Source organism: Roseibium sp. (genome assembly GCF_051016195.1).
In the GTDB taxonomy this organism is placed as follows: Bacteria; Pseudomonadota; Alphaproteobacteria; order Rhizobiales; family Stappiaceae; genus Roseibium.
Window position 1 is genome coordinate 6,320,668 of the sequence record NZ_CP134616.1, and the last position, 15,862, is coordinate 6,336,529.

18 protein-coding genes are annotated in these 15,862 nt (G+C 57.5%); 9 read left to right on the forward strand and 9 right to left on the reverse strand.

Annotated features, from left to right (window positions below):
- Positions 1-33: 33 nt before the first annotated feature.
- From RDA78_RS28650 to RDA78_RS28660, 3 genes are all read right to left on the reverse strand, one after another.
- Positions 34-1,071, reverse strand: coding sequence for a substrate-binding domain-containing protein (locus RDA78_RS28650; RefSeq protein WP_434053140.1), 1,038 nt, complete (start codon positions 1,069-1,071; stop codon positions 34-36).
- Between the two features lie 504 nt (positions 1,072-1,575).
- The gene (locus tag RDA78_RS28655; RefSeq protein WP_434053141.1) at positions 1,576-2,910 is read right to left on the reverse strand and encodes an ATP-binding protein; all 1,335 of its coding nucleotides are present in this window, start codon (positions 2,908-2,910) and stop codon (positions 1,576-1,578) included.
- 187 nt (positions 2,911-3,097) lie between these two features.
- On the reverse strand, positions 3,098-3,577 hold the full coding sequence (locus tag RDA78_RS28660; RefSeq protein WP_434053142.1) for an SRPBCC family protein: 480 nt from the start codon (positions 3,575-3,577) through the stop codon (positions 3,098-3,100).
- Positions 3,578-3,989: 412 nt separating this feature from the next.
- On the opposite strand from RDA78_RS28660, the gene RDA78_RS28665 reads away from it, so the two are divergent.
- Positions 3,990-4,892, forward strand: a complete 903-nt coding sequence (locus RDA78_RS28665; RefSeq protein WP_434053143.1) for an MBL fold metallo-hydrolase — start codon at positions 3,990-3,992, stop codon at positions 4,890-4,892.
- Between the two features lie 3 nt (positions 4,893-4,895).
- On the opposite strand, the gene RDA78_RS28670 is transcribed toward RDA78_RS28665, so the two are convergent.
- A complete protein-coding gene (locus RDA78_RS28670; RefSeq protein ID WP_434053144.1) occupies positions 4,896-5,882 on the reverse strand; it encodes a DUF1499 domain-containing protein in 987 nt (328 codons plus the stop codon).
- A gap of 190 nt (positions 5,883-6,072) precedes the next feature.
- On the opposite strand from RDA78_RS28670, the gene RDA78_RS28675 reads away from it, so the two are divergent.
- Both RDA78_RS28675 and RDA78_RS28680 read left to right on the forward strand, forming a co-directional pair.
- Entirely contained in the window at positions 6,073-6,513 is a 441-nt protein-coding gene (locus RDA78_RS28675) for a hypothetical protein (RefSeq protein ID WP_434053145.1), read from the forward strand.
- A gap of 841 nt (positions 6,514-7,354) precedes the next feature.
- Complete coding sequence (locus RDA78_RS28680) at positions 7,355-8,329, forward strand: magnesium transporter CorA family protein (protein WP_434053146.1); 975 nt, start codon at positions 7,355-7,357, stop codon at positions 8,327-8,329.
- A 52-nt stretch (positions 8,330-8,381) separates the two neighbouring features.
- On the opposite strand, the gene pdxH is transcribed toward RDA78_RS28680, so the two are convergent.
- A complete protein-coding gene (pdxH, locus tag RDA78_RS28685) occupies positions 8,382-9,017 on the reverse strand; it encodes a pyridoxamine 5'-phosphate oxidase (protein WP_434053147.1) in 636 nt (211 codons plus the stop codon).
- Positions 9,018-9,098: 81 nt separating this feature from the next.
- Between pdxH and RDA78_RS28690 the strand changes: the two genes are divergently transcribed.
- Both RDA78_RS28690 and RDA78_RS28695 read left to right on the forward strand, forming a co-directional pair.
- On the forward strand, positions 9,099-9,566 hold the full coding sequence (locus RDA78_RS28690; RefSeq protein ID WP_434053148.1) for an RT0821/Lpp0805 family surface protein: 468 nt from the start codon (positions 9,099-9,101) through the stop codon (positions 9,564-9,566).
- 201 nt (positions 9,567-9,767) lie between these two features.
- Entirely contained in the window at positions 9,768-10,763 is a 996-nt protein-coding gene (locus RDA78_RS28695) for a DnaJ C-terminal domain-containing protein (protein ID WP_434053149.1), read from the forward strand.
- A gap of 82 nt (positions 10,764-10,845) precedes the next feature.
- Here RDA78_RS28695 and RDA78_RS28700 read toward each other — a convergent pair whose 3' ends face one another.
- Together RDA78_RS28700 and RDA78_RS28705 are read right to left on the reverse strand one after the other, a co-directional pair.
- On the reverse strand, positions 10,846-11,337 hold the full coding sequence (locus RDA78_RS28700) for an SRPBCC family protein (protein ID WP_434053150.1): 492 nt from the start codon (positions 11,335-11,337) through the stop codon (positions 10,846-10,848).
- Position 11,338: 1 nt separating this feature from the next.
- A complete protein-coding gene (locus tag RDA78_RS28705; protein WP_434053151.1) occupies positions 11,339-11,701 on the reverse strand; it encodes an ArsR/SmtB family transcription factor in 363 nt (120 codons plus the stop codon).
- Between the two features lie 90 nt (positions 11,702-11,791).
- Here RDA78_RS28705 and RDA78_RS28710 point away from each other — a divergent pair, with 90 nt between their 5' ends.
- From RDA78_RS28710 to RDA78_RS28720, 3 genes are read left to right on the forward strand one after another with little or no spacing between them, the layout of a single operon-like run.
- Positions 11,792-12,322 carry a MarR family winged helix-turn-helix transcriptional regulator gene (locus RDA78_RS28710; protein ID WP_434053152.1) on the forward strand — a complete coding sequence of 177 codons (531 nt, stop codon included), beginning with the start codon at positions 11,792-11,794 and terminating at the stop codon, positions 12,320-12,322.
- Positions 12,319-12,621 carry an antibiotic biosynthesis monooxygenase gene (locus RDA78_RS28715; RefSeq protein ID WP_434053153.1) on the forward strand — a complete coding sequence of 101 codons (303 nt, stop codon included), beginning with the start codon at positions 12,319-12,321 and terminating at the stop codon, positions 12,619-12,621. The genes RDA78_RS28710 and RDA78_RS28715 overlap by 4 nt, the downstream gene beginning before the upstream one ends.
- A gap of 1 nt (position 12,622) precedes the next feature.
- Complete coding sequence (locus RDA78_RS28720; RefSeq protein WP_434053154.1) at positions 12,623-13,309, forward strand: GNAT family N-acetyltransferase; 687 nt, start codon at positions 12,623-12,625, stop codon at positions 13,307-13,309.
- A gap of 36 nt (positions 13,310-13,345) precedes the next feature.
- On the opposite strand, the gene RDA78_RS28725 is transcribed toward RDA78_RS28720, so the two are convergent.
- The gene (locus RDA78_RS28725; protein WP_434053155.1) at positions 13,346-13,852 is read right to left on the reverse strand and encodes a ClbS/DfsB family four-helix bundle protein; all 507 of its coding nucleotides are present in this window, start codon (positions 13,850-13,852) and stop codon (positions 13,346-13,348) included.
- 257 nt (positions 13,853-14,109) lie between these two features.
- Between RDA78_RS28725 and RDA78_RS28730 the strand changes: the two genes are divergently transcribed.
- On the forward strand, positions 14,110-14,505 hold the full coding sequence (locus tag RDA78_RS28730) for a hypothetical protein (protein ID WP_434053156.1): 396 nt from the start codon (positions 14,110-14,112) through the stop codon (positions 14,503-14,505).
- Positions 14,506-14,539: 34 nt separating this feature from the next.
- Here RDA78_RS28730 and RDA78_RS28735 read toward each other — a convergent pair whose 3' ends face one another.
- Positions 14,540-15,862 carry an NAD(P)/FAD-dependent oxidoreductase gene (locus RDA78_RS28735; RefSeq protein ID WP_434053157.1) on the reverse strand — a complete coding sequence of 441 codons (1,323 nt, stop codon included), beginning with the start codon at positions 15,860-15,862 and terminating at the stop codon, positions 14,540-14,542.

A 15,862-nucleotide genomic window follows, 5' to 3' on the forward strand; every position in this document is an offset into this window, starting at 1 on the left:
AAACTGCCGCCCCTCGATCGAGCAAGGGCTCGATTACTTCATTGTTTCTTCGTTGTTGACGGAAGCCTGAACAGCGGCCAGCTCCGGGTCGGAAACCAGGCCGTACTGTGCCAGCGGGCCCTGCGGACCGGCGATTTCGTCAGCGATGAAGAACTGAGCGTATTCTTTCAGGCCCGGGATCACGCCGATATGTGCCTTCTTGACATAGAAGTACAGCGGACGGGACACCGGATACTCACCGGAAGCGATCGACTCGGTGGACGGAGCGATACCGTTCATGGTCGCGACTTTGAGCTTGTCGGTGTTGTTCTCGTAGAATGCGAGACCGAAAACGCCGATGCCGTTCGGGTTGGTGTCGATACGGGCCAGGGTCTCGGTGTAGTCACCGTCGATGTCAACAGACTTGCCGTCGCGACGAACTGCGATGCAGGCGTCTTCAGCGTCGTCTTCAGACATGCCGGAGTCCATCATTGCCTTCAGAGCGCCGGATTCTTCACAACCAACTGCAAGAACCTTTTCTTCGAAGACTTCACGGGTGCCGTGCTTGGTGCCCGGGATGAAGGCAGCAATGTCGACATCCGGGAGTTCGGAATTGAACTCGGCCCAGGTGTTGTACGGGTTGTCGACGATCTGGCCGTCCTTGAGGACCTTGGCTCCAAGAGCGTTGAACACATCGACCGGTTCGAAGGCGGTGAATGCAGGACCATCTTTCTGCGAAGCGAAGACGATTCCGTCATAACCGATGCGGACTTCGATGATGTCTTTGACACCAGCTTCGGCACAGGCCTTGATTTCCTTTTCGCGGATCTTGCGGGACGCATTGGCAACGTCGATGGTGTTTTCGCCAACACCCTCGCAGAAGCGCTTCAGACCAGCGGAAGAGCCACCGGACTCAACAACCGGTGTCGGGAAGTCGGTGTTCTCGCCGAAAGCTTCGGCAACAATCGAAGCGTAGGGAAGAACCGTGGAAGAACCAGCAACTTGGACCTGGTCGCGAGCCTGGGCTGCGCCAACGAATGCAGTGGATGCAACCGCGAGGGCAGTTGCGCTTACGAGGGTCGTAAATTTCACTTGACCACTCCCTTTGAATGTCAAGGTTTATGGATAGTCGCCACGCCTTACACACGTGAACGATGCCGGGACCCTAGGCCCGATGGATGAGAGTTCTATGACAGTTTCTTATCAGTTATGTGACAATTTAAAATATTGAAATATATAACCTTTTCTTCTCGTTTGAATTTTTTATGTCAGAAAACAATTTTGTCAAAAGCAGAATCTCATGCCGACTGCCGCAGATCTCGACGTCCTTGACGGAAGGGCATTTGCGAGCCTTGCAACCCGAGCGCAAACCAATGGAGCGCCCAACGCGAAAACCGGCCGGAGCGATCGTCCCGAAATACCTGAAACTCGGCATGTTGCAAGCCCGCCAGACAACGTCGTGATACGCCGCTTCTTTCCGTCTGCCGCTCTTTTCACTGACCTCAGGTTTTCGGGGGCAAGCCAACCGCTCGTGACAACCAGTCGCTCCCGGTCTTGAAAGGCGAAACCGCCGGCCTGGCCGATCGCATGCGTGCGTTACTGCGGCTTTCGAGCAGGATCTTCCGCTTTTTCAAGCGCTGGAAGATAGATCTTGAATGTCGCCCCCTCGCCTTGCGCGCTTTCCACTTCCATCCGCGCCTTGTGACGCGTCAGGATGTGCTTGACGATGGCAAGGCCGAGGCCTGTTCCCTTCAAGGCCCTGCTGGACTCAACGTCGACCCGGTAGAATCGCTCGGTCAGTCTGGGCAGATGCTCCTGGGGAATGCCCTCACCGTAGTCCCGGATCGAGAAGACCCACATTGACGGCTGTTCCGTCTCGTCCGTGCGGTGCATCGATACGTCGACATATTTGCCGGAACTGCCGTATTTCAGCGCATTTTCGATCAGGTTTTCCGCCACCTGGATGAGCTCGTCGCGATCTCCCCTCAGCCGCGTCGGCCCGTCCGGCAAGTCGATCCGGATCTCAACGTCAAGTTCGCGTGCAAGCGGCGACAACGCGTCGGCCGTATGGCGGACGATTTCGGCAAGGTCGACCACGGTCACCGGCCGCACGTGCGCCTTCAATTCGATTCTGGAAAGGGAGAGAATGTCGTCGATGAGCCGGCGCATCCGCGCGGCCTGATCCAACATGATCGACAGAAACCGGTCCTGGGCTTCCGGGTCATTCTTTGCAGGCCCCTGTATCGTCTCGATAAAACCCGTGAGCGAGGCAAGGGGCGTGCGCAGTTCATGGCTGGCGTTCGCAACAAAGTCAGTCCGCATTCGCTCCAGGCGCCGGTTCTCCGTCAGGTCCTGGATTACCACCAGGATGAAATCCGGCAGATGCGTGCGCCCGGAATGTGCCGACCCGGGCATGTAGATCGGCGCGATATGCGCTTCGTACCAGGTTTCAGTCGGCACCTTTTCGATCCAGGAGATGCGCTCTTCCTTCCCTGTGCTGCAGACACGGTCGAACGCTTCCAGCAGCGACGGGGCACGCAGCGAAAAGGACAAGGGATCGCCCGGTTTCACCCCTTCGTAGATTGCGTGTGCCTTGGCATTCACATAGCGCGTGATACCGCGCCCGTCGGCAACGAAGCACGGCGTCGGCAAAGCATCCACCGTCACCTTCATGCCGGTGCCCGGCCACATCCGCCGGATTTCGCGCTGAGTGTTCAGTTTCACCCGTCTGCTCGCGGACCGCCTGGGGACAAAGGCCGCGACCGCTGTCATCAATGCGACGGCCGATGCAGCCGGCCAGAACGGCACCTGGAAAAGCAGGACGGCGGTCAACGCGGCGCAAACAGCGGTCAAGAGGATCCAGCGCGCCTCGCCGATCCTTGTAAGCGGCGATGCCGGGGAATGCCCTTCGGGAGTTTCCTCTACAGACATTGAAGACATGAAAACAAGCGCAAGATCGGGAACCTGTGGGTTACGCCTCAATTGCCGCACACTATTTCGACGTCTCAGTAGTTTGCAAGGCCGAATTCAGCTGTTCGGGCAAGGGCTGCAGCTGCCTTAGCACACCAAGCATGTCAGCGAAGCGACACCAGAGCGAATTGGTTCCGACCGTGATGCCTTATCGCCAGGACGCCGTCTGCGCCGCGGACTTCAATCCGGCAATCATCCTGGGCCAGCCATTTTCCTGGCGCATGAACGCACAATAGTCCGCGCCTTTCTCACCATGGCGCAGGAACTCCGTGTGGACGATTTCAAGCCGGGTGTTTTCGCCGGCCTCACGGAAGTTGACCATGACCCGGCTTGCGGTGAGCGGGTCGGCGACTTCTTCACCTTCCATGGAGACCTGCCAAGCCATGCGGATGTAAATCGGAGGCTCAATCGAAAGCACGGTGCCCCATGTGCGGCTGGCACCGCTGCCATCGATTTCGTAGCAGCGCCCGCCCGCGCAGGGCTCGATATGTGGCTCCACACCTGTCTCGTCAACCTCCCGGAAAGGTGATGTCCACCAGGTGTCAAGCCGGTCAACGAAGAGCGCGAACGCCCGGTCCCGGGGCAGGTCCAGCACCACTTCGAACCGGCATTCCTGATCATCTGCCATGTCTAAAACACCACGTTCCCGATTTTCTGTTTTCTTCACTGTCAAATCATTCTAGCCCACGACGAAGAATTATTCTGTGTCCCAAGTGCATCAACTTTCTTTTCATTCCGCGAATTTCTGTGCCGGCACGAAGCAGAACGGGCCGATTTTCCCGAACGGTCCCGTTGTTCCCGATGCCCTAGTCACATTCTTGAATTTGAAGTTCGCTTCGGAGCCTGCTGAAGCGAACTTCAAATTCACCGCACTAGCCGATTCTGACGTCATCTGCATGACGGCGGCATGTGAGCGCCTGACCGCGCACCGGCACCGGTTCGCATCCAAAATCAGAGTTGCCAAAACGCATTCATTGACGGACTTTCAAGAACGACCAAGCAGCCTTTCCAACACGAGCTGAGATCTTCCACCGGCCATCATGAAACACAATCTCGACTTCGACCCCCGATACGGTTCCGCCTTAGAACTTTCTCCCGGCTTCCGGCGGCTCACCGCCCGCAACCCGGGACCATTTACGTTCCGGGGCACCAACACCTACCTGATCGGGACACGGAAGATCGTGGTTGTCGACCCCGGCCCGGCTCTTGAAGACCATATCGGCACCATCATGAGCCTGCTTGACGGAAGCGAACTTGAAGCGATCCTCGTCACGCACACCCACATGGATCATTCTCCGGGCGCTCGCCTGCTTCAACACCGGACGGGGGCGCCCATTGTCGGCTGCGGTCCGCACAGGGCGGCGCGCGCATTGATGGAAAACGAGGTCAATCCGCTCGACAGCAGCGGCGACAAGGAGCACGTGCCAGACCGGCTGCTGCAGGACGGGGACACCTTCGAGGCGTGCGAAGCATCAATCGAAGCGATAGAAACGCCGGGCCACACTGCAAACCATCTTTGCTTTTCCATAAAGGGGGAAGATGCGATCCTGTCCGCGGACCACGTCATGGGCTGGTCAACATCCATTGTCGCACCTCCCGATGGCTCCATGCGGGACTACATGGCCTCGATCGAGAAGCTGCTGGCGCGGCCGGAGCAAACCTACCACCCGGGGCATGGCGGCCACATTGAGCACGCGCACGACTACGTCGCCGATCTCAAGCAACACCGGATACGCCGCGAACAATCGATACTTTCGGAGATTTCGGGTTCCGACAAATCCATCCCCGAGATCGTGGAAACACTTTACGCGTCAGTCGACCCGTCGCTTCATCCGGCAGCGGCACTTTCGGTCTTTGCGCATCTTGAGGACCTGGTTGAAAGAGGCCTTGCGGCCGCCACTCCGGAGTTGTCGCTGGCCGCCCACTACAAATCACGCATTTAAATATCAGCCTTCCAGATCCGGCAGATCAGCCGCGTCCGGGTCGATGGTCTCGGTGTCCTCGAAATACGGCTTGAAGCCGGGCAAGGGAATAACATCGCGCTGATCTTCAAGAACAATCGGCGGAAGTTCTTCTTCCTCTTCCCCTTCTTCGACGGAAACGCGGGCAAGGTTTCCGTAGGTCTCCAGAAGGACGCGATCGATCTCGTCGAAAACGGTCCTTATCTGACCGGCATTTGTGGACAGGTCCCTCAACGACGTTCTGGACCGCGAACGCACATCCAGCAATGCGCCCACGCTATCGGGGCGTATTCTCAACACGACATCAAACTTCAGGCCAAGAATACCTGTTTCTCCCTCTGCCTGAAGTCTCGTTGCGGCATCAAGCAGGTCCGGCGGGAGCTCATCCACGATCGTCCAGTTCAGGTTCTCCAGCGCCTTGGCGCCGGCAACATGCAACTGGCCCGGCGCGATCCTGTATCGGCGCGGCACGATATCGGCCGTTCTCCCGTCCGGTTCGAACCTTCGAAGGGCAGCTTGCTGCGGCAACCCGGAAAGGAATGGATAAGCGGTTTCCTTTAGAAAACCCGTCGTCCAGTTCAAGAACGGTTGCTGCTCGACGACGGCCTGCATTTTCAATTCGGGAGGATCCACCTGGTTGGTGGCTACATCGTTTACGCCTCCGCTCGTTATCATCATTCCGCCAACGACCGTCGGAGGGAAAAGCGCCGCAACTGCGAACAGAACTGCGGTCAGGGCAGCTGGAACACCCGGCCCGCCCTTGCTCCAGATCCGCTGAAACGCGACGACTGCGGCCACGAATGCCAGCAAGGCCACACATGCGGAAAACAAAAGCGACAGAACGAACACATCTGCGTCTATGAAGCCGAAGCGCTTCGCAAAGAACGCGGTCACCGTTATCGCAAGCGCAACCGAAGCTATCGCCCGGCTCGCCGGCGCGGCAGCTGTTCTATGGACGGCATAGCGTTTCATGTGTTTCCAACCTGGATCGCAGCGTCTTTTCTGCTTGCGCGCTCACCAAAATATAGTCCGTTTTTTGTGTTTACGGACAATTTGTCAAATTAGAACTTCACTTGAGCCGCACACACTTCATAATTCACGCAGTCAAGGTTCGAATCATTCTGAGTCAAAGGTGGGAAGAAAGCCTTAAGAGCACGGAGCGGTGACGATTGGAATGACCCCCCGACATTCCGCTGACGAGATCTGTCAGAACGCAGGTCCAAACCCGAACAATAATGCTGCCGGAACCAAGCGTCTTTTTTCGCCCGGCTTTTCCAATGTTTTGCTCTGCTATGTCTGCAGCTGTGCGGTTCTTCCCGCACCGCTGGCGCTGTTGTTTGCCGTAAACTACGCCGAACACCCAGAGGAACGTCTCTTTGCCCACTACCACTACATCAGAACAACAATCGCTCTGATGGTCATCGGAAGCAGCTTGGGCGGCATCATGATCGTTCTTGGGGCGGAAATTGCAACACAACTCACTCTTGCCGGCCTGTTCCTTGTCACCCTTACCGGCGTGCTGGCCCTTCTCAGGTGCGCGAAAGGCATTTTTTCTGCCATTATGCGCCAATCCCCGACTTCCTACCGCTCCTATATCTTGTAGTTCTGCCTGCAAAACCGGCTCAAACAGGCGGCCTCACAACAAAGAGTAAATTTTTATTTAACCAATTACTTCAAATTCACTGCCCTAACGTTACATCCTGTTATAGAATTTGACTGGCTGAGACGGCTAAAGAGGCGCATCATTCGATGGCTGGTTGCGAATTTTTTTGAGGTTTGCTGAAGCTTGCCCTTTGAATGCCGCAATTGGACACGACATGCACGCGGCCCGCAATAATCCGCGCATCAAACCTCCAGTCAGCGGGGGCTGGTACAACAACGGACCTTGGAAAAATGTCTGAGCAATCATCCCAACCGGCTGCAAAAGTCCCGGCGGGAGCCAAATTGGAAAATCAATATAAACCAGTCGGAATTGCTGCTCTGAATGCAGCCGCCCTCTGCAAGAACGCGGGCGCTTCGACAAAGAAAACCAAGTAATCGGAACCGCATCGCGGACCGATTGCCAAAGGACCATATTTCGGTCCATTCGGACAGCGAACCAACTCTTTTCGGGTTCCAGCACGCTTGCCGTGGGTCGGCGTGTTCGGCAAACTGCCCCCCGTTAAGGTCTGTCGAGAATCGTGTTCGATCAAAATCGCGAACGGATCAGCACCGCCGATCTGCCATGGCACGTGCGCGGTTTGACGCGCACTAGCGCCTAGCCCGGGGTGTACGGATCCGTCGCAGGTGAAACTGCAGGTCACGTCCTGCTTTCGGGGTGTCCTGCAATTTCTGCAGGCTCTTTCGGAAGCCTGCGGATCGCGCGGCCAAAGTCAGCTTCTTGTCAGATCCGGAATGAAATGCAGGTCCGCATCCCGTGGCCTGTGCGTGCGGAGTCCGACTTGATGATCATTGCCTACTGCCCATCCGTGAACGGTCTTGAGCGCATCGAACTCGCTCCCGAGGCGCCGGTGCCGTCAACATCTGTGTGGATCGACCTGATTTCACCCACACGCGAAGAGCAAAAGGCCGCCGAAAAGCTCATGGGCGCAGAGATACCGACGCGGGACGAAATTGCCTCGATCGAAACCTCTGAGCGGCTCTACGCCGAGCCCGGGGCCCTTGTCATGACCGTCCAGATGCCGATGGCCACGCGCACGCTTGATCCGATCCTGTCTTCCGTAACCATCGTTCTCAGTTCCAAGCGGCTTGTCACAGTTCGTTACGGCGAACCGAGATCCATTGCCCTCCTGTCAAAGAAGGTTCAGGGCGATGCAACAATTGCGCATCTTGGACCGGCCGTTCTGTTTGCGTTGCTCGACATCATCGTGGACCGCTGCGCGGACGAGATGGAAAATGCGTCCGCGCGTTATGATGAACTTGCGGTGCAGGTGTTTGGCGATGGTCACAACACGCGCAAAACCGCCAGCTATCAGGTCGCCATCAAGCAACTCGGACAGATCGGCCTGCACGTTGCCAAAATGCACGACGTCTGCACGAGCCTGTCGCGCGCGCTCTTGTTCCTCAACACGCATTCGAGGCGGGTGAGCCTGGGAGACGACCAGGCGGCCGAGATCAAGACCTACGGGCGTGATGTGCGGTCCATCAAGGAACACGCCGATGCGATGGACAACAAGCTTGCGTTTCTGCTGGACGCGACGGTCGGCCTCGTCACGCTTGAACAAAACCAGATCTCGAAGATCTTCACGGTCCTCGGTCTTGTCTTTCTACCCCCGACGCTGATCGCCTCGATCTACGGGATGAACTTCACCAACATGCCAGAACTCAAATGGGAACAGGGTTTCCTGTTCTCCCTGGGAATGATGTTCGTGTCCGTCGTCGCGACGTTCCTGTTTTTCCGCTGGAAGCGCCTTTTGTGACCCCTAAGTCACGCAAACCGGTTCGGTTCTGCGGCGCCCTCGTACGGAATTCTCAGGGATAAAGGCGTTCCTTGTCCCAAGGCTGGTTTGGACTGCTGCGCGAAAAGACGATCCTGTCGTGCAGCCGGAACGGCCTGTCGTGCCAGAATTCGATCGACGTCGGCACAAGACGCATACCTGACCAGTGTTCGGGGCGCGGGATGTCGCTGACCCCGAATTTCGCGGTGAACCTGGCGACTTCCTTTTCAAGCGCAAACCGGCTTTCCAGCGGTCTGGACTGTTTCGAGGCCCAGGCCCCTATCCGGCTGCCCCGCGGGCGTGACCGGTAATAGGTGTCCGCCTCCTCGTCGGACACCTTGTTCACCTCACCGCGAATGCGGACCTGCCGCCTAAGGGATTTCCAGTGAAAACACATTGCCGCCTTGCCGGAGGTCAGCAGTTCGATGCCCTTCGCGCTTTCAAAATTCGTGTAAAAAACAAAACCCCGTTCATCGAAGCCCTTCAGCAGAACCATTCGCACATTGGGAAGGCCGGTTTCATCAACCGTTGCCAGCGCAAGCGCGTTCGGGTCGTTTGGCTCGGAGGCCTTGGCATCCTCAAGCCATTCAGAAAAAAGGTCAAATGGCTTCTTGACGTCCGCAAAGTCACCTTTTGTTAACTCTTCAGTAGGAAGGTTGGGGTCTGTCATGGGTTACCTGTCGAAGAACTCGACCGCCTGAAGCACGGCAAGAAACTGCCAGTGAAGGGGCCGACTTAAAAATTGTATCTTATGCGTTCATATACTCTTGGAGGCGGCAAGATCCAGCCCCTTGTCGCCGCAGCGTTGGCCCTTGCGGTCTGTCTTGCCGGTTGCACCCAGGTCACGGTGCCAACAGGAAGCAACAACGTCGATACGCCGACGGTATTGACGGGTTCCATTCCGAGCCCGTCGGATCAGGCCTATTCCGATGTCAATGCCGATGATCGTGCGGTTATTGCCGAGAATCTCAACACCCTGAGCGACGAACTCGACCTGACCGAGACGGACCAGGACGTCATGCTGTCCTGGCTCAACCCCGTCAGCGGCAACTCGGGCACCCTCACGCAGATCGAGACCGGTACATTCGATGCGACCGGCTGCCTTTCCTTCCGCACGACGGCAAACACCATTGCTGGCATAAAGCTCTATTCGGGAACGGCCTGCCGGGATATCACGCAACGATTTGCTGTGACTGCGCTTAGTGTTACGGACGCCTGATCACTAGCAAGGGACCGTTTTCCGCCGCGCCCTGCGCAAAGGGCCCGCAGGACTGGAATTTTGCCTGCGGCGTTCCGATATAGTAGAGAAGTCCGGTCAGTCATAGTCAGGCTAATACGCGCGCTTCGGAGCAGGTCATGTGTCCGAAGCGTTTATGCGTGAGGCGATTGGCCGGAAAATCTTAGATACCTGGTGATGTGAATGCGAGACCCCTACAGCGTTCTCGGGGTGGCGAAAAATGCCAGCGAGGGCGACATAAAAAAGGCTTTTCGGAAGTTGGCCAAGAAGTACCACCCTGATCAGAACAAGGATGATCCGGGTGCACAGCAGCGCTTTGCCGAAGTCAACCAGGCCTATGAAATCGTCGGAGACAAGGACAAGCGTGCTCAGTTCGATCGCGGCGAGATCGACGCGGAAGGCAAGCAGCGCTTCCAGTCAAAGGGATTTGACGGGTTCTCCGGTTTTGAGGACTTTGGTGCTGCAGGCGGTGCCCAGGGTTTCCGTTCCAGCGGCGGCAACACGGGCGGATTTGACGACATCCTGAACGACATTTTTGGTGGCTTCGGCGGTCGCGGTGGTCGTTCCGGTCCCGGAGCTGGAGCCGGAGCCGGAGCCGGTGGTTTCGCCGGCGGGAGCGCGCGTGCAAAGGCACCGCCCAGGAAAAAAGGCAAGAATGCAGAAATCGTCGCCCGCGTTTCCCTTGAGGACATCGTGAATTCAGGCAAGACGCAGGTCACGCTGCCCAGCGGCAAGACGGTCAACGTCACGCTGCCGAAAGGTGTTGAGGAAGGCGAGAAGATCCGCCTGAAAGGCCAGGGTTACCCGGGCGAGCACGGCGGTCCCGCCGGGGATGCGATGGTCGAGGTCAGGATCAAGCCGCACAAGCTGTTCGAGATGAGGGGGACGGACCTTCATCTTGACCTGCCGCTGACGCTGTATGAAGCCGTGCTTGGTGCCAAGGTGCGCACGCCCACCCTATCCGGCGCGGTCAATCTGACGATCCCGCCCAACACGTCGAGCGGCAAGCCGATGCGTCTCAAGGGCAAGGGCCTGCCCAACAAGAGCGGCGGCCATGGCGACCTTCTGGTCAAGCCCCAGATCATCATGGCGCCACATAGCGATAACGAACTCGACACGCTGATGAAGGCGTGGAAGGAAATCACGCCTTACCGCGCGCGCGGACCGGAATACGACTGAACATTCAAAAGCGGGCAGCCCATGGCTGCCCGCTTCGGTTCCGATTTTGAATGTGCGGATGCGCCGGGCGCATGCGAGGCTATCAGTTCTTCAACTCCACAAGCAGTTCCGCCAGCATCTCCATACCTTTGCCCCAACCCTGATCGAGACCGCTGATTGCTCCGGCAAAGCAGGAAATCTCGGCGTCACTGGCGTCATGAGGGGTCCACACGAGACGCATTTCGGTGTCGTCGCCCGCTTCGGTGAAGGTCACCGTTGTCAGAAGCGTTCTCGGCCAGTCCGGCATCATGGGATTGGAGGCCGGGTCCCAGTTTTCATCCGAAACGGAGTGCAGCCAGACGAGTCTTTCAGGTTCAATGACCTCGGTATATTCGACCCGCTGGTAATGCGACCCGCCGCCATATCGCATCTCGTTCAACCACAGTCCACCGGGCCGCACATCCAGCTTGTGTATAATCGTCTCCACGCCCGGGCCGTACCAGCGGGCGAGCAGGTCAGGGTTGGTCCAGGTTTTCCAGACAAGCTCACGCGGTGCGTTGAAACGTCTTTCCAAAATATACTCGGGCAATGACACGCTATTTCTCCCAGTTTTCCGTGTTTTTCAGTTCATCGAGCAAAGTATCGAGCTGATCGAATCTCGATGACCAGAACTTTCTGAATTCTTCCAGCCATGCGACGGCTTCCTTCATGGGAACCGCATTCAGTTGCGCCGGACGCCTCTGGCGATCCGCGCCGCGCATGATAAGACCCGCCCGTTCCAGCACCTTTAGATGCTTCGAGACGGCCGGCTGGCTCATGTCGAATGGCGCAGCGATTTCGTTGACGGACGCCTCCCCTGCTGCCAGGCGCGTCAGGATCGCCCTCCTGGTCGGGTCCGACAATGCGGCGAAGACGGCATCAAGCGTGGGCTCAGGCTTTATATAACCAACTTGTTCCATAACTCTATGGTTATATTTATTGCCAAACCTGTCAAGCACCTTGTTTTACATAACTTGTTATATTACATGTTATGCAAATGGGAGATCCTGATGGTTGAAGATATTGTCCGTGCGCTTGGCTATGGAACACTCGGAAGCCGCCTGAAGCGGATCGGCGAAAGACTTCAGGCGCAGACCCAAGAAATCAGCGCCCGCACACAGGAGCTGAACCTGCCGGCATCACATCACCCGATCCTCGCGGCGCTCGACCGCAACGGGCCGCTCAGCATTGGAAGTCTTGCCGATGCGGTTGGCCTGAGCCAACCGGGAGTGACGCGCATGATCACCAAACTGAAATCAGACAAGTTGGTCGAGGGCCTGCCCGACGCACAGGATCGACGGGTCTCCAGGGTCGCGCTCACTGAAAAGGGTCAGGCATTGGTCCGCCACCTGCAACAAACTCTGTGGCCGGAGATCATTCTCGCGGTTGCAGATGCCTGTTCCGACCTGAACGGTTCACTGCTTCAGCAGCTTTCCCAGTTGGAAGACGCTCTGAAGACCCGTCCGCTGACCGCCCGGCGTGCAGCCGAGCCGCTGCCCGCCTGGAAAGACATGATCTCTTATGTGGAGGAAGCAAGGTGATCCAGCGCATCCGGCATGGCTGGACCACACCGGACAGTGCGGACCGGTGTTTCAGTGTCCTTTCCGAAACCGCAATTCCGGGATCTTTAGGGATCGAAGTTCTGCGGCAAGACCTCGGGGACGAGGTGGAATTCGCAACGATCATGACCTTCAGCCCCATCGGCGATGTCGTCGCGTTTCAAGGTCCCGAATACGCGCGCAGCAACGTTCCTGCCGCAGCTCGCGAGGTGCTGAGACGCTGGGACGATACGGCTGCCCATTTGAAGATGATGATCCTGCCCAACCCTTCGGAGCCTTGACATGACCGAACTTCTCAATCGCGTGGTGTGGTCGGCACTCGCGACACGGCAGAACCCGTTCTCGCAGGGGACTAGGCACGCGCGCCGCTTTGACCCCCAAGTGTCTCCGTTTGCCTCCGCTAAGGACAACTCGGAGGAGGCGCTTTCCGCGCTTCAAGAGCTCATTCTACCCGGCGACGCTCCTTCCTTCCTTCTGCAGGCCGACGAAATCCGGCTGCCCGGCAAACTGGTTGCCGAAAAGACGGCACTCGGCGTCCTGATGATCGAGAAAGCAGCGATCGCACCGCCTGCAAAGCATGCCGAAATTCTGCCGCTTTCGGTCGAAGATATTCCTGAGATGGTGGCGCTGGCAGAATTGACGAAGCCCGGTCCCTTCACGACCCGCACACCCGAACTCGGCAGCTTCTTCGGAGTGAGGTTTGACGGCCAGCTTGCCGCGATGGGTGGAACCCGGCTCAGTCTGACCGGTTACCGGGAAATCAGCGGACTTTGCACCCATCCCGATTTTCAGGGCCGCGGCCTTGCAAGCGCCCTCACCCTGCATGTCGCATCAAGAATACGGGCAGAAGGCGATACGCCTTTTCTCCATGCATATGCAGATAATCACGGCGCCATCGCGCTTTACCGGAAACTCGGGTTCGAAATCTGGAACGAGGTCAATGTTGCCGTCGTGCGCCGACGCACCTGAGCGGCTCGGAATGCCATCACGAGACAGGTGAGCATTTCACTTCTTGACCTGTTGTGACGCCCTGATCCGTTGCCTTAGATACTTTGCCGCCGACCTGTAGTGACTTGGACCGGCGGCCTCCGCCCAGCGGCCGGTCGTCCAGGCGTTTTTGCCGCCCTTCATCGGGCCATCGTACAGATCCGCCTGAGACAGGCTTTCTATGAATTCCAGAAGTTCTCCGTGCCTGAGGTTCAACAAAGCGACGGCGTCGTCCCAATTCATCTTTGATTGCCGCCGCCGAAGATCCGCATTGTAGCGCTTGAGTTCGTTCCACTTGTAACCCTCGGCGGGAAAATGAACCGGGTTGCCCAACTGACCTTCAGAATACCAGCCCTTGAACAGCTCGATCCAATGAGCCCTATGCCCGACAACATCCTTGGGTGAGACACCATCGTCATCGGCCACGAGCCTCAGAGTTTCGGGAAGCATGTCCAGAATGGAAGCCAGTTTCCGGTATTCCGCCCGCGCCAAAACCAGAAGGTCGTGTTTCGTCGATGCTGCCAATTTTCCGCTCCTTGATCCGGAGAGGCAAGCGCAATCGGCTCAGCGCGGCATTGACATCGAGCAAAGGAGCGCCGTTCCCGGACCGGTTCCACGTGTCCTTTTGAAAATTCAAGCTCTTGCAATGAGTGAATGCTATCAAAAGTTGCGCATCTGCAACACGCCCCTCGAAATTCAAAATCTTCGCGTTGCACCGGATTGCAATCTTTAAGGGTATTCAATACGCACTACATCATTGTATAAAATAACAAGGAAAGACGATGCGTTCCCTTCTGGTATCCACCCTTCTTTTTCTCACTCCGGCTTTCGCCCAGGCGGACACAATCCGGGAAACAGTTCCGGCCAACAAAACATCCGTGGTTGGTGCTCATGCGACCTACGGCCCGCTGTGCGAGGGCGGTACAATTCCCAAGATGAAAGTGACGCAGGAACCGAAAAACGGCACTGTTTCCTTCGAGCAGGTTACCAGCAAGCTGAGCGAAAAGGCGGGCCGCAGTGCCGGTAAAACCGTCAAGGGCACACTTGTGGTCTACAAGCCGAACCGAGGTTTCCGCGGCGAAGATGTATTCCGTGTCAGGTTCGTCATGAACATGCACACTTACGGAACTGCAAAGATCAGGAACGTCAGCAACAGGTACGTCATCAAGGTGCAGTGACCCGCTCTCAACGCCTGGACCGGTTGTCTAATCGTTAGCGATCCTTCCAGGCGTAAAGCCAGTACGCCGCTTGCAGATAGAACTTGCGGAACAGCGGCAACGGAAACTTCTTCATTGGCTGCTGAATCGGCGCTGGCAGATCCTGTTCCCTTAGCGCTCCAGTGATCAATCCGGCGAGCTTCTCGCCGGAGATAGACGCCATGGCGATCCCGCTGCCATGCCAGCCAAGCGCTGCATAGACCCCTTCCATTCCCGGCACCGCGCCGACAAAGGGAGTGAGCCTGCGCGCCATGCAGACGTTTCCGTGCCAGCTGTACTCGGTCTCCACATCCGCCCATGCCGGGAACATGGTTTCGAAGTCGGTGCGCGCCCGCTTGCGCATGGTTGTCAGCGCAGGTTCGGCGTCGAAAATTCCTCCGCGTGTCCCGAACAGAAACCGACGATCCGGCAACAGCCGGAAATAATGCAGCAGGACCCGGGTATCGGCCGCCATGGTATCGGATATCCATCCCTGATCGGCCAGTTCTCCATCGCTCAGCGGACGGGTCACCTGGATCGAGGACATCACCGGAAGCGTCCGGCCATAAAGCCATTTTGGAGCGTTTTCCCTTGCATACCCATTCCCGGCAAGGACCACATTTCTAGCACGGACGTATCCATGTTCGGTTTCCAGCTGCCAGCGTTCACTGTCCCTGGCCACCTTTGTGACCGGCGACTTGCCGAATATACTGCCGCCTGCTTTTCGCACCTCGTCTGCAAGCGCAAGAACATACTTCATCGGATTGAGAGCAAAGCCATACGGTACGTGCAAGCCGCCATGGAAACAATTGCCGCCAAAACCTTCCCCGGCCAGTTCTTCCTTGGCGAGAACGCGTGCCTTCATCCCGAAATTTTCCTTCAGGAAGGATGCTTCCGATTTCAAGCCGGCAACGTCCGATGGCCGATGCGCAAGGTAGATTTCGCCGCGTGAATGACGATCCACATCGACACCCCAGGCTTCGAGCCTCTGCGCGACAAGGTTTATTCCGGCGACCTGGTAGGCAACGAACCGGCGCGCCTCATCCAGGCCAAACTTTCTGATCAGTTGGCGATGATCGAGCGTCGTTCCGCCCAGGCAACAGAAGCCACCATTGCGCCCGGATGCACCAAAACCGACGCGCTCCGCCTCCAGCACACAGACGGACATGCCGCTTTGCGCAAGTTTCAGGGCCGCGCTGAGGCCCGCGTAGCCGGCCCCTATGACGGCAGCGTCAAAGAGTGCGTTGCCCATCAATTGCCGGTCTGCGCGCGGCTCCTCGACACTTGCCTCCCAGTAGCTGCCGATGGCTTCTCGCGGCGCCCTGCTTTGCTGCAGCAT

Coding starts and splice junctions, on each gene's coding strand:
- pdxH (WP_434053147.1), bottom strand. CDS start 9,017: ATGACAGACCCCAACCTTCCTACTGAAGAGTTAACAAAAGGTGACTTT.
- RDA78_RS28660 (WP_434053142.1), bottom strand. CDS start 3,577: ATGGCAGATGATCAGGAATGCCGGTTCGAAGTGGTGCTGGACCTGCCC.
- RDA78_RS28705 (WP_434053151.1), bottom strand. CDS start 11,701: ATGGAACAAGTTGGTTATATAAAGCCTGAGCCCACGCTTGATGCCGTC.
- RDA78_RS28655 (WP_434053141.1), bottom strand. CDS start 2,910: ATGTCTGTAGAGGAAACTCCCGAAGGGCATTCCCCGGCATCGCCGCTT.
- RDA78_RS28680 (WP_434053146.1), top strand. CDS start 7,355: ATGATCATTGCCTACTGCCCATCCGTGAACGGTCTTGAGCGCATCGAA.
- RDA78_RS28720 (WP_434053154.1), top strand. CDS start 12,623: ATGACCGAACTTCTCAATCGCGTGGTGTGGTCGGCACTCGCGACACGG.
- RDA78_RS28710 (WP_434053152.1), top strand. CDS start 11,792: ATGGTTGAAGATATTGTCCGTGCGCTTGGCTATGGAACACTCGGAAGC.
- RDA78_RS28735 (WP_434053157.1), bottom strand. CDS start 15,862: ATGCTGCAGCAAAGCAGGGCGCCGCGAGAAGCCATCGGCAGCTACTGG.
- RDA78_RS28690 (WP_434053148.1), top strand. CDS start 9,099: ATGCGTTCATATACTCTTGGAGGCGGCAAGATCCAGCCCCTTGTCGCC.
- RDA78_RS28670 (WP_434053144.1), bottom strand. CDS start 5,882: ATGAAACGCTATGCCGTCCATAGAACAGCTGCCGCGCCGGCGAGCCGG.
- RDA78_RS28665 (WP_434053143.1), top strand. CDS start 3,990: ATGAAACACAATCTCGACTTCGACCCCCGATACGGTTCCGCCTTAGAA.
- RDA78_RS28695 (WP_434053149.1), top strand. CDS start 9,768: ATGCGAGACCCCTACAGCGTTCTCGGGGTGGCGAAAAATGCCAGCGAG.
- RDA78_RS28730 (WP_434053156.1), top strand. CDS start 14,110: ATGCGTTCCCTTCTGGTATCCACCCTTCTTTTTCTCACTCCGGCTTTC.